This is a genomic window from Streptococcus zalophi, assembly GCF_016481285.1.
GTDB lineage: Bacteria > Bacillota > Bacilli > Lactobacillales > Streptococcaceae > Streptococcus > Streptococcus zalophi.
Genome location: NZ_JAENBP010000004.1, coordinates 91,359 through 103,736, shown reverse-complemented (window position 1 = coordinate 103,736; position 12,378 = coordinate 91,359). Strand labels below are relative to the sequence as shown.

Below are 12,378 nucleotides of genomic sequence, written 5' to 3'. Positions count from 1 at the left end.
GTACCTCCCTTCTATGCTTTCAAATCTTCAATGAGTTCAGAAGCAATAGTTAATACTTTTTGAGCATCAGGGATATACATTTGTTCAAGATTTGAAGCAAATGGAACGGGTACATTTGGAGCACAAACACATTTAATTGGGCCATCCAAATAATCAAATGCTTCATCCGTAACAACAGAAGCAATATCAGTTGCAGTGTTGTTATGAGGATTAGCTTCATCAACCACAATTAATCGGCCAGTTTTCTTAACTGATTCAATGATAGTTTCTTTGTCCCATGGAGCAACTGTTCGAAGATCAATAACTTCAACTGAAATACCATCTTTTTCAAGCATATCAGCCACTTCAAAAGCAACATATAACATTTTACCAATGGTGACAATTGTTAAGTCCTTCCCTTCTCTTTTTACTTCAGCTTTTCCAATTGGAACAGTATAATAGTCCTCTGGCACATCACCTTTCATACCATATAAGGTTTTATCTTCTGAGAAAATAACGATATTATCGTCTTCAATAGCTGATAACAATAATCCCTTAGCATCATATGGTGTTGCTGGAACAACTACCTTGATTCCAGGTATTGAACCAAAAAGACCATAGTATGAGCCTGAGTGTTGAGCTGCTGCAGACGCCCCTGCACCATGCATAGTTCTGACAGTCATTGGAACTTTTGCCTTGCCACCAAACATATAGCGCATTTTTGATCCTTGCCCTAATAAAGCATCAAAACAAAAACCGATAAAGTCATTAAACATTAATTCAGGGACTGGTCGTAAACCTGTTAAGGCCATCCCTACAGAAGCAGACATGTAACCATGTTCTGATATTGGGGTATCAATGACACGATCACGACCATATTTAGGCATTAAGCCTTTAGTGACGCCCATAACACCTCCCCAAGCCTCTTGATTTTCATTTTCAAGATGATTTACCGTGATACCACCAGCTATATCCTCTCCAAGTAGAACCACAGTGTCATCTTTTGCCATTGCTTGATCAAGTGCTTCATTAATGGCCTTCATAAATAATATTTGTCTAGACATTGTAAATCCTCCTTCATATTATTCTGCAAAGACGTCTTCTAATAAGGCTTCTGGTTTAGGAATTGGACTTTCTTGGGCAAATGCAATAGCGGCTTCTATATCATCTTCAGATTCTTTCTCAATTTCTGAAAGCTCATCTTCTGTGAGTAAACCTTCTTTCAAAACATAATCCTTGAAAACATCTAAAGCATCTACATCAGCCCAGTCTTTTTCAAGCCCTTCTGGAGCCTTATATTTCTGTTCATCCCCTTCAAAGTGTCCATAATTACGGTAAGTTACCGCTTCAATTAAAGTTGGACCTTGACCACTGCGAGCGCGTTCAATAGCATCCTTAGCAACCTCATAAACAGCAAATAAATCTTTGCCATTGACACGAACGCCAGGCATATTATATGCTAAAGCTCTTTCAGCAATTGTTGGGGAACCAGATGAATACCATTGAGGTGTTGATTCTGCAAATATGTTGTTTTCGTTAACGAAGACAACAGGAAGTTTCCAAATAGAGGCCATATTCAAACATTCATGGAAGTTTCCTTCATTGGCTGCACCTTCTCCAAAGAAACATACCGCTACACTATCCGTTTTCAGATATTTATTTCGCATGGCAGCTCCGATAGCTAATCCAAAACCGCCACCAACCATTCCGTTAGCTCCTAGAATTCCCTTATCTAAATCAGCAATATGCATGGAGCCACCTTTACCCTTACCGAGACCAGTAGATTTACCAAAAATCTCTGCCATCATCCCTTTAAGGTCTCCACCTTTTGCCACGCAATGACCATGGCCTCTGTGTGTTGAAGTAATATAATCTTCATCTGTTAGACTGGCACAAACGCCGGTAGCAATAGCTTCCTCACCAGCATATAAATGAACAAATCCTGGAATGTCCCCAGCTGCAAAGAAGCGACGGGCACTCTCTTCAAAATTGCGGATATCCCACATTGTCTTATAGATGGATTTAATTTTTTCTTTTGGGATATCTCCTACTTGTAAATCATCAACAGTTTTAATGGTAACATCAAACGTTTCAAACGTATTCAGTTGACGTTTTGACGCCATCAACTCTTTTGGTAAGTCTTGATAATGTGACATCATAAATCCTCCTTCACAAATACTCTAGATTTATTGGGTAACGACATTTTTTGAGACTTCTTGAATAAGTTCTGAGACTGTAGGATGGGCAAAAATAGATTCAACGACCTGGTCATAAGTAGCTTCAGTATCTTTCAAAAGAATGAGACTCTGCAACAAATCCGTGCTATGAGGTCCAACAATAACAGCTCCTAAAATTTGATGGTATTTTTTCTCTGAAATCAGTTTGACAAATCCTTTCGTTTCATTTGAAGCAATAGCTCGACCATTGTAAGAAAAAGGAAGTTCCTTAACAATTGGATCATAGCCAGCTTCTTTGGCTTCTGCTTCTGATAAGCCAAAAGAGGCTACTTCAGGATTGGTATATAACGCTCTGGGAACTGATGTTTGATCAAGTACTTCCTCGGCATTTCTTAAAATGGCTTTAACAGCCTTGATGCCTTCTTTACTAGCAACATGAGCCAACATGTACGATTCAATGAGATCGCCAATAGCATAGACGCCTGGCTGAGAGGTTTCATAATAATCGTCCACTTTTACAAATTGTCGGCTGGTTAACTCTAGCCCCATTGCTTGCACTAAATCAAGGTTAGGTTTACGTCCAGTCGCAACTAGTAAATGACTATAAGCAATTTCTTTAGACTCTAAAAGTACTTTATCCTTTGTAATCATTTGAATTTTGGCACGCTCAAAAATCTTAACACCCAAATGAGATGTTAATTCTTTTTTGATGATTTTACGAGCAGCGTCATCCTCTGTTAATAAAATTTCTGGAGCCACTTCAACAACTGTTACATCAACACCTAATGGTGCCATGGCAAAGGCTAATTCAATAGCAATAACACCACCGCCAATAATAACCAATTTTTGAGGCAATTTTTTGACATCAAAAAAAGTATCAGTTGTTAGATAGGAAACCTTATCAATACCATTGATTGGTGGAACATAGGGATGACTACCCGTTGCTAAGATAATGTTTTTCCCTGAAAACAGTTGGTTATTGACTTTAAACTGTTTCTCTTTGACAAATTCAGCTTCTCCTTCAATAAAATCGATGCCTAAGCCTTTGAAGGTTGAATGAATTCCTGCTTGTAAAGTTGATACAACCTGATTTTTACGATCAACTAACTTTGAAAAATCAATCCTCCTTATTTCTGAATGAATACCAAATTGCTCGGCTTCCTTAAATGTTTGAAGCCAGTGACTGTGTTGTAAATAGGTTTTGGACGGGATACAACCTACGTTTAAACAGGTACCGCCTATTTTAGAGCGCTCAATAACGGCTACCTTTTTCCCATTTTTAGCTGCTTCTTCCGCTGCTACATAACCACCTGGTCCTGCACCTATAATTAAAATGTCATATTGTTTCACTTTTTCACTCCTTTCTTAAAGTAGCAAAAAATAGAAAACGTTTTCTTCAATTTAATTATAGCACTCTAAAATATAAATTCAAAAAAATAGCCCAAATTATTGAGTCAAGGACAAGAAATTGTTTATCTTATATAATCACTCTATTTTTTGTGTTTAAGCAGCTGAAATAGTTGTTTAGTAGATTGAGAACTGTGTATTTCCATTTACTCTCCTAATCCGTTTCATTTAAATCTTGATATTCTTTGATAAAACAATTAATCTTCTTTAAAAAAACATGTCATCATAAAAAACCTCTGTTAAGACAGAGGTTTTTTATGACGTTGATGCTGATGTTTCATCCAATTATAAGTAAGCAGAGCTAATAAACCACCAAGGGTATTGGTCCATAAGTCATCAATTTCAAAAACACGATTAGCTTCAATTAAAATATCTAAAAGGATTTGAGTCAATTCAATTCCTAAACTGAGTAGAAAACTAAGTAGAGCAATTTTTTTAACTGATCCTAATTTGGGGAACAAAAATAAGAGTCCTAAAATAAGTGGATAGAGCAAGAAAACATTGGTGACATTTTGAAAAATAATCCAAAGAAATTCCCAAACATTATTTGCTTGGCCAGCATTAATTAAGGAGTTAAAAGGTGTTAAAAGAACTACAACACGACCATAATGCTCTATTCCGGGTGTTTCAAAGCCTGAAATGTTGATTTGAGGGGTAAAACAAAGTAGACCAATGAATAGAGCGTAAAGACCCACCAAAAAGAACATCAAAAGACGATAGTTTGGTTTTAGAGTAAAATTCTGATCAAATGCCTTTTTCAAAATTTCTTTCCTCCTTTGTGACTGACACGACATCAACTATCATTTTTTTATATCAGGTTGCCATTATACAGCCATCTCTTTTTTCATTGTTTTTGATCTTAATTGACCACAGGCTGCATCAATATCTGTACCATGTTCTTGTCTCACCACACAATTAATGCCATGTTTTTTTAGAACATCATAAAAAGCCGATACTCGATTTTTGGGACTTCTACTGTATTGATCATGCTCTGACACTGGATTATACGGGATTAAGTTGACATAGGACAATTTTTTAATGTCTTTTAATAACTGACTCAACTCAGTTGCTTCTTTAACACTATCGTTGACTTCATTTAACATGATGTATTCAAATGTCACTCGACGATTGGTTGTTTGAATATAGTAATGAATGGCATCAAATAATTTCTCAAGCGGAAAAGCGCGATTAATCTTCATAATGCTAGTTCTTAAGTCATTATTAGGGGCATGAAGAGAAACAGCTAAGTTCACTTGAATCCCTTCATTAGCAAACTCTTTTATTTTGTGTGCTAAACCAGAGGTTGAAACAGTGATGTGACGAGCACCAATAGCAAGCCCATTGTCATCATTAATCGTTTTTAAAAAGGAGAGGACATTTTTGTAGTTGTCAAATGGTTCGCCAATCCCCATCACCACGACATGGCTCACGCGCTCACCTAGATTTCTGTCATCAAAGTATTTTTGAACCAGCATGATTTGAGCAGTTATTTCTCCACTTGTTAAATCTCTTTGTTTTTTAATGAGACCACTCGCACAAAACGTACAACCAATATTACAACCAACTTGTGTTGTCACACAAACTGATAAGCCATAATGTTGTCTCATCAATACTGTTTCAATCAACATGCCATCCGGTAATTCAAACAAGTACTTGACAGTACCGTCAGAAGATTCTTGAACAATTTTTTGAGTTAGTGGGTTAAGACAAAACTGCTCCTTTAATTTATCAATGGTAACCTTAGAAACATTTGTCATTTCGTCAAATTGTTGAATACGTTTACGATACAACCAATCCCATATTTGTTTGGCACGAAACTTTTTTTCACCGTTATCTAATGCCCACTTAATCACTTCTTCACGGGTGAGCCCATATATAGAAGGTTTCATTTGTTATTTCCTTTTTTCCTGATAATAAATTCATTGTCTCCATTTTTTTGAGACTTCTCTTTTTGTTGATTTTTAACCTGTTTTTTGCGTTTTGTTTTCTTTAGCTGAAAATTTTGATTTTTGGATGATTCTTTTTGATTTTTATTTGTTTGAGAAGCCTTGGAATTTTGATTTGATGATTTTTTACGTCTTGGTCTACGTTTTCTAGGACGTCCTTTGAATTCTTCTTTAGGCATCTCTTTTGGTTCTTTATTTTCTAAAACAAAATAAGCACAACCAAAACTACAATACTCTTTTAAATAGTCTTCTAAACGACTAATTTTCAAAGAATTGGTCGTCTTCTTATCATCTTTATAAAAGCCTTTTAGACGAAGTTGGTCGCTCGCCCAATCCCCAACAATGTAATCATATTTCAGCATTAATTCTGAAAAACGTTGGCTAAAACTGGTTGTGTCAAAAGCATTTTTGAAATTTTCAAGCATGGTAAACTGAATCTCATCTGATTTCACGATATTATCAAATGACACAAATTGAGGACCGGGAAATTTATTGTAATTAAATAATTCAGGGTCTACTTCTTTTCTCATAATCTTCCTTTCGTTTTAATTTTTGTAGGTCATTTTTAACGTTATTATTTAAGGATAATTTATTTTTCTTAACCTAATCATTATACACTATTTTTCTTTTTTTGTAAGTGAAGACAAAAGATTAACAACATATTTGATGATATAACTACCTAACAAAAACGAAACACAGAATAATTTATTTCTGCATTTCGTTCACTTTTAATGTTCTCTTAAATATGCAATCGCTTCTTCCACTGTCTTAACAGGAACAATTGTCATGTCTGTTTTTAATGCCTTAGCAGCTTCTAAAGCTTCTTCATAATTGGTTTTGGCGTCAGGGTTTATTTTTTTGAGTTCATCAGGCACTGGATTGTTAGGAGCAAAGAAAATGCTAGCACCAATCTCATCAGCAGAGACAACTTTTTTATCAATGCCACCAATATCACCGACAGAACCATCTTGTTCAATGGTTCCTGTTCCAGCAATAATACGTCCCTTTCTTAAATCCTCATCAATGAGTTGGTCATAAATATCAAGAGTAAACATCAAGCCAGCACTAGGTCCACCAACACCTTCAGTGTTAAAGGTTACTGGAATTTCAGTATTAACTTCAGTATGATCAACTAAACCAATACCGATACCATTTTTACCATTTTCTAGTTTTATAATTTTACCAGTAGCACTTTCCTCATTGCCATTTGACGTGTATTGAACGGTAACATCATCACCAATGCTTAATCCACCCACATAGTTAATCAAATCTTGTGAAGACTCAAAGCTTTTACCATTAACACCTGTTACAGTATCAGCAAGATTGAGGACATTTTTAAAGGTTGAATCCTCAGAAACACTAAGAACATAAACCCCTTGATAGTCTAATTTAGCTTCTTTCCCAGCCAACTTTAAGGCTTGGTAAATGGCACTATTTTGTGAAGTCTCCATGTAAAACTGATTGATACGCCAGTAGTCTTCTTGACTATAGCCACCGGTTGTCTCTTCAATACTTGTAATATCTGCAAAAGGTGTGAGCCAAGAATAGATAATTTGTGCAAGGCTAGCACGACTCACAGTTACCGCAACAAAGTTATAAGAACCTTCATCATTATCATCTGTTTCATTAACGGTTAAAACACTTCTAATATCATAAGCACCACCTGGGGTTTCCATGTAATAAGGAAGAGGAATCGCAACCGCACCAATCATAAATAATACTGTAAAAAGAGTAACGAACCACCATTTAAATTGTTTTATTGTTTTCACTAATTCTCTCCAATTCTTCTACGACACTATTTGGGACAAACTGAGAAATATCTTGCTTAAAGTGCAATAATTCTCTCACACGACTTGAACTAATCGATTGCAAACTAGGTTTTGATAACAGATAAACCGTTTCAATAGTTGAAGACAGATGATGATTAAAAAACTCAAGCCCCATCTCATAATTCAAATCTTCAGAATTTCTTATCCCTCTAATCAACACACTGGCACCAATTTTTTTGGCAACATCAACAGTTAAGGTATTACTAGACGTTATCACTATGATATTATCAAATTCTGCCAAAGCATTGACAAGCATCTTTTCTCTTAGCTCTTTAGAAAACAAGGTGGTTTTTTCCTTATTGTAAAACAAACCAACATAGAGTTTATCAACTAGCTTTGCTGCTCTTTTAATGACATCAATATGACCCGTTGTGACTGGGTCAAATGTGCCTGTATATAATCCTATTTTATCTGACATAAACGGTTACCTTACTAATTCCATAAGTTTTTTGTTTCCAAATTCCAAAATCACTAACTTCTTTTGGTAGTGATACAGTTTTATCTGTTTCACAAACAATCATCACATCTTTTGAAAGAAGACCTAGCTCTTCTAGTTGAGAAATCGTCTTGACAATCTCTTCTTTAGCATATGGTGGGTCTAATAAAACTAAGTCAAATTGACCATCTAATTGGGCTAATGCTTTTTTAGCATCCATCTTTAAGAGTTTCAATTGGTTTTTAGTCTTAGTCATTTTAATGTTTTCTGCAATGACTTTTTGAGCACGATAATCTTTTTCTACCAAAACTGCTTCTGACATGCCTCTTGAAACAGCTTCAATGCCTAAACTCCCACTGCCAGAAAAAAGATCCAAGGCCCTACCACCGTCAAAAAAGGGACCAATCATACTAAAAATAGCACCTTTGACTTTATCTGAGGTTGGTCGCGTGGTTTTGCCATCTAGGGTAATAAGTGGTCTACCACGAAATTGACCAGCAATCACTTTCAAAATATTACCTCCTGATACTATTTTTTCTTTGATAAGACGATTGATTAGTCTTTGTTGTTTATTATTTTACCATATTGGATTAAATTCAGCTTAAAAATGTTTTTGTTCTCCAAATTATTTCTTTCAAACTCTCAAATTTTCATTTAAAAGAGAAATGAAAGTTTTTTATTTCATCAAAAAAGCCCTTCCTAGAAAAGAAGGACTTTTATGGTAATTAAAGTTTTCAATCTTTAACAACTTGTGTACCACCATCTCCTGTTAAAACATTTTCAATATTTTCAAGAGAGGTGATAATCGCTTTACCTTCAGGATAGTTTTCAACAAAAGCAATGGCTGCTTCTACTTTAGGTAACATACTACCTGGAGCAAATTGATTTTCAGAAATGTATTGTTTCATCTCTGAAACTGTTACAGTTTCTAATTTTCTTTGATCAGGTTTATTGTAGTTAACATAAACATTATCAACACCTGTCAAGATGACAAACAAATCGGCTTGAACCAATTCAGAGAGTGTTTGACTAGCAAAATCTTTATCAATAACTGCCTCAACACCTGTGAGTTTATGAGTGTCAGTATCTTCAACAACTGGGATACCACCACCACCTGCACTAATAACAACAATACCAGAGTCAACTAAAGACTTAATGACATTAGCTTCTTTAATACCAACTGGTTTTGGTGATGGCACCACCTTACGCCAGCCACGTCCAGCATCTTCTTTAAAACTAGCTTTAGTTTCAGCTTCTTGTTTTTTAGCTTCTTCTTCGGTTAAGAAAGGTCCAATTGGTTTAGTTGGATTTTTGAAGGCAGGATCATCTTCAGAAACAATCACTTGAGTGACAATGGTTGCCACTTCTTTTTTAATGCCTTTTTCTTGTAATTCATTGACAAGAGCATTATCCAACCAAAAACCAATACTACCTTCAGTCATTGCCACACAGGTATCTAATGGCATAGCAGGATTTTTTTCAGAATCAGCTGCAGCTTGTTGTAGTAATAAATTACCAACTTGTGGACCATTGCCATGAGTAATAATTAAATCATCACCATTTTCAATAAATTTAACTAATGATTTTGATGTTTGGATAAGAGCTTCTTGTTGCGCTTTTGCAGAAGCATCTGTTGAAAGAATAGCATTTCCCCCTAGGGCAACAACTATTTTTTTTCCCATATAAAATTCCTCCATTATAACATTAATAAACGATAAATAGCTTCAGCATAAATTGACATGGCTTTGTATAAATCATTCAATGGAATTCTTTCGTTTTCCTGATGTTCTGTTAATAACGTATGAGGGAAGGCTGCTCCAAAAGCAACACAATTTTTCATTGTTCTAGCAAAAGTAGCGCCCCCTGATGACATAGCAGGAGACATATCCCCAGTCATATCTCTATATACAGACAACAATGTTTGAACCAATTGACTATCTAGTGGGACGTAAAGAGGTCTAACATAGTCAAATTCTTCATAAACTAAACCGTATTGGGCCACCGTTTCTGATAATTGTTTCACTAATGCATCTTTATCAGCTAAAACAGGAATTCTCATATCTATTCGAATTTCTGAATGATTTTCATCAATCGTTAAGCCAGCTACATTAAATGATAATTGTCCTGAAGGTTCATCTTCAATTTTACCAAACAATTGACTACCTGTTCCATCATGTCCTATATGAGTTAGTAAAAAATCAATGGTAGAATGTGTTTGTATTGGAGACAATCCCTCAATCAATCGAATGATAGCATTAATTCCATCACCAGCATCTTTGGAGTGTTTTGACTCTCCTATCACCACAACAGTATCATCTGTTGTCTCATAAGCATAGCCTAAACGAGTTAGGTTTTCGATTAATTCTTTTTGATTTTCACCACTATAGCTAGCTTTCCCTGGAACGACATTGAAAGCTTCACCCAACTCTAATGAAAGATCTGAGCTGCCTTTTCCAGTAATTTTGACTTGTAACAAGCCTTTTTCAGCGTAAGTTAGTGGGAAACTTGAATCGGGTGCAAAGCCCATATCAGCAACTTCTTCAATCTCATTGTAGCGAGCCATACAACGCCATAGTGTTTCTTCATCAGTTCCATAAATGAAACGAATCCGTTTATTAAAAGGTACCCCTGCATCCAACAAGGCTTTTACAGCATACATAGAAGCTACTGTTGGACCTTTATCATCTTGTGACCCACGTCCAAATAATTGATTGTTTTCAATAACTGCTTCAAATGGATTAGTCTTCCACTTACTTAAATCTCCTGCAGGAACAACATCAAGATGACAGAGAATAGCTATTAATGTTTCTCCTTCACCTATTTCTGCATAACCATAATACCCTTTGGGATCAATATAAGTTTTAAATCCAAGATTGTTAGCAATACCTAATGTGGTTTCTAGGGCTCTTTGAATATCTTTTCCAAAAGGTGTTCCATCTTCTCCTTCATTTAGAACTGAAGGAATTGCAATTAATTCTTTTAGAGTCTCCACACATAATTCTCTGTGAGTATCGGTAATAAAATCAGCCATAACATCACCTATTTTCTAAATTAGAAGAATGTAGCAACAACTAAGATAAGCATACTTAGTACGACAATTGCTGCAATAAGTTTTCCAATATATTTCCACCAAGTAGTGATGTCCACACGACCCAAAGCAAGACCACCCATAACAATACCTGAAGTTGGTGTGATAAGGTTTAAGACACCAGATGCTGCTTGGAAGGCAGTAATGATTAAGTGAGTTGGTACTTTAGCAAATTCACCCAATGGACCAAGGATACCCATAGTTGCTCCAGCAAGACCTGAAGTTGATGGAATTAAGAATGACATAGGTAAGTAGAAAATATAAGTCAATACAATAAAGACTTGAGATGATAGGCCTTTAAGTCCTTCTTCACCCCAATGAAGAATAGTAGCTGTGATTTGACCATCATTCATAACCACTTGGATACCACGAGCCACCGCACAGATAAGGGCAACGCCTAATAAATCTGCAGCACCGTTTAAGAAAGCTTTGAAGAATTTATCTTCACCCATTTTTGAAACAATACCAACAAAAACAGCCATGAAAATAAAGAGCATGGTAATTTCTTGGAAGTACCAATCTCCTAAAGGAAGAGAATGACCAAAGAACTGACCAAACACAGGTAAGCCTGTTAAGAAGTCGTTAATGGCTTCAAAGATATGAATACCAAAACCAGACCATGGAATCAAACTAAGAATCATGATAAGGAAAGTGATAACAAAAATCCAGAGTGTTTTTCTTTGACTCTTTGTTAACTCTGATTGTACATCAGCTGGTTTGAAATGTTTTAAGTTTTCTTCACGTTGTGCATATACGTATGATTTGCTTGGATCTTTTTCGATCTTACTTGCATAATTATAAACATAGAAAATAGAAACTGCAAGAATAACAACGAAAAATACCACACGCCAAATAGCACCATCAGCAATGCTAACTCCAGCAGCATCAGACGCAACACCTGTTGCAAATGGGTTAACTGTAGACGCCAAACATCCTACCTGTGAACCAATCAAAATGATGGAAACAGCAGTAATTGTATCAAATCCTACTGCCAACATCACAGGAATCAGTAAAGGATAAAAGGCCATTGTTTCTTCACCCATTCCGTAGGTAGAACCCCCAAGAGCAAAGAGAATCATCAAAACAGGGATGAGCATTTTTTCTTTGCCTTTGAAGTTTTTAACTAAAGAAGCAATCCCTACGTCAAGAGCACCTGTTTCAGTAACAACACCTAAAAAGGCACCAACCATAAGGATAAAGAAAGAAACTTCAATTGCTCCACTAGTGATGCTATTACCAATCATCCCAACAACTGGAGCCATAAGAACTTCATAAAATCCTTGAGGATTTTGTTCTACAGTTTCGTAAGTACCAGCTATTAAGTTTCCAGTTTCCTCACTAACTTGATACTGACCAGCAGGAATAATCCAAGTTAAAATCGCCATGAAAGCAATTATAAGGATAAGGACCGTATAAGATGATGGCATTTTAAATGCTTTTTTAACTTTTTCAGTCATAAATTTCTCCTATCTATAGAAAAACTGCTCTGGTCCTGATTTCAAGAATCAAAACCAGA

At 35.8% G+C, this 12,378-nt stretch carries 12 protein-coding genes; all 12 read right to left on the bottom strand.

Features of this window, described 5'->3' with window-relative positions; genetic code table 11:
* Positions 1-11: 11 nt before the first annotated feature.
* The 12 genes from JHK64_RS04380 to JHK64_RS04325 all read right to left on the bottom strand — a co-directional run bounded on the left by JHK64_RS04380 (position 12) and on the right by JHK64_RS04325 (position 12,319).
* On the bottom strand, positions 12-1,043 hold the full coding sequence (locus tag JHK64_RS04380; protein ID WP_199567783.1) for an alpha-ketoacid dehydrogenase subunit beta: 1,032 nt from the start codon (positions 1,041-1,043) through the stop codon (positions 12-14).
* A gap of 18 nt (positions 1,044-1,061) precedes the next feature.
* Entirely contained in the window at positions 1,062-1,985 is a 924-nt protein-coding gene (locus tag JHK64_RS04375) for a thiamine pyrophosphate-dependent dehydrogenase E1 component subunit alpha (RefSeq protein WP_373880455.1), read from the bottom strand.
* Positions 1,986-2,165: 180 nt separating this feature from the next.
* The gene (gene lpdA, locus JHK64_RS04370; protein ID WP_199567782.1) at positions 2,166-3,506 is read right to left on the bottom strand and encodes a dihydrolipoyl dehydrogenase; all 1,341 of its coding nucleotides are present in this window, start codon (positions 3,504-3,506) and stop codon (positions 2,166-2,168) included.
* Positions 3,507-3,802: 296 nt separating this feature from the next.
* Complete coding sequence (locus tag JHK64_RS04365; RefSeq protein WP_246450900.1) at positions 3,803-4,270, bottom strand: VanZ family protein; 468 nt, start codon at positions 4,268-4,270, stop codon at positions 3,803-3,805.
* 117 nt (positions 4,271-4,387) lie between these two features.
* Positions 4,388-5,452, bottom strand: coding sequence for a dual-specificity RNA methyltransferase RlmN (gene rlmN, locus JHK64_RS04360; RefSeq protein ID WP_199567780.1), 1,065 nt, complete (start codon positions 5,450-5,452; stop codon positions 4,388-4,390).
* Entirely contained in the window at positions 5,449-6,039 is a 591-nt protein-coding gene (locus tag JHK64_RS04355) for a YutD family protein (RefSeq protein WP_199567779.1), read from the bottom strand. The genes rlmN and JHK64_RS04355 overlap by 4 nt, the downstream gene beginning before the upstream one ends.
* A gap of 198 nt (positions 6,040-6,237) precedes the next feature.
* Positions 6,238-7,278, bottom strand: coding sequence for a SepM family pheromone-processing serine protease (locus tag JHK64_RS04350; protein ID WP_199567778.1), 1,041 nt, complete (start codon positions 7,276-7,278; stop codon positions 6,238-6,240).
* On the bottom strand, positions 7,256-7,756 hold the full coding sequence (gene coaD / locus JHK64_RS04345) for a pantetheine-phosphate adenylyltransferase (protein ID WP_199567777.1): 501 nt from the start codon (positions 7,754-7,756) through the stop codon (positions 7,256-7,258). The genes JHK64_RS04350 and coaD overlap by 23 nt, the downstream gene beginning before the upstream one ends.
* A complete protein-coding gene (rsmD, locus tag JHK64_RS04340; RefSeq protein WP_199567776.1) occupies positions 7,746-8,285 on the bottom strand; it encodes a 16S rRNA (guanine(966)-N(2))-methyltransferase RsmD in 540 nt (179 codons plus the stop codon). The genes coaD and rsmD overlap by 11 nt, the downstream gene beginning before the upstream one ends.
* A 223-nt stretch (positions 8,286-8,508) precedes the next feature.
* Entirely contained in the window at positions 8,509-9,456 is a 948-nt protein-coding gene (gene arcC, locus JHK64_RS04335; protein ID WP_199567775.1) for a carbamate kinase, read from the bottom strand.
* Positions 9,457-9,470: 14 nt separating this feature from the next.
* The gene (locus tag JHK64_RS04330) at positions 9,471-10,805 is read right to left on the bottom strand and encodes a dipeptidase (RefSeq protein ID WP_199567774.1); all 1,335 of its coding nucleotides are present in this window, start codon (positions 10,803-10,805) and stop codon (positions 9,471-9,473) included.
* Positions 10,806-10,825: 20 nt separating this feature from the next.
* Positions 10,826-12,319 (bottom strand): YfcC family protein, encoded by a 1,494-nt coding sequence (locus JHK64_RS04325; RefSeq protein WP_199567773.1) that lies wholly within the window; start codon positions 12,317-12,319, stop codon positions 10,826-10,828.
* Between the last annotated feature and the right edge of the window lie 59 nt (positions 12,320-12,378).

Excerpts from the sequence above, each read along its gene's own strand:
- JHK64_RS04325 (WP_199567773.1), bottom strand. The coding sequence starts at position 12,319 with ATGACTGAAAAAGTTAAAAAAGCATTTAAAATGCCATCATCTTATACG.
- JHK64_RS04365 (WP_246450900.1), bottom strand. The coding sequence starts at position 4,270 with ATGTTCTTTTTGGTGGGTCTTTACGCTCTATTCATTGGTCTACTTTGT.
- coaD (WP_199567777.1), bottom strand. The coding sequence starts at position 7,756 with ATGTCAGATAAAATAGGATTATATACAGGCACATTTGACCCAGTCACA.
- JHK64_RS04380 (WP_199567783.1), bottom strand. The coding sequence starts at position 1,043 with ATGTCTAGACAAATATTATTTATGAAGGCCATTAATGAAGCACTTGAT.
- JHK64_RS04355 (WP_199567779.1), bottom strand. The coding sequence starts at position 6,039 with ATGAGAAAAGAAGTAGACCCTGAATTATTTAATTACAATAAATTTCCC.
- JHK64_RS04375 (WP_373880455.1), bottom strand. The coding sequence starts at position 1,985 with ATGTGGGATATCCGCAATTTTGAAGAGAGTGCCCGTCGCTTCTTTGCA.
- arcC (WP_199567775.1), bottom strand. The coding sequence starts at position 9,456 with ATGGGAAAAAAAATAGTTGTTGCCCTAGGGGGAAATGCTATTCTTTCA.
- rlmN (WP_199567780.1), bottom strand. The coding sequence starts at position 5,452 with ATGAAACCTTCTATATATGGGCTCACCCGTGAAGAAGTGATTAAGTGG.
- JHK64_RS04330 (WP_199567774.1), bottom strand. The coding sequence starts at position 10,805 with ATGGCTGATTTTATTACCGATACTCACAGAGAATTATGTGTGGAGACT.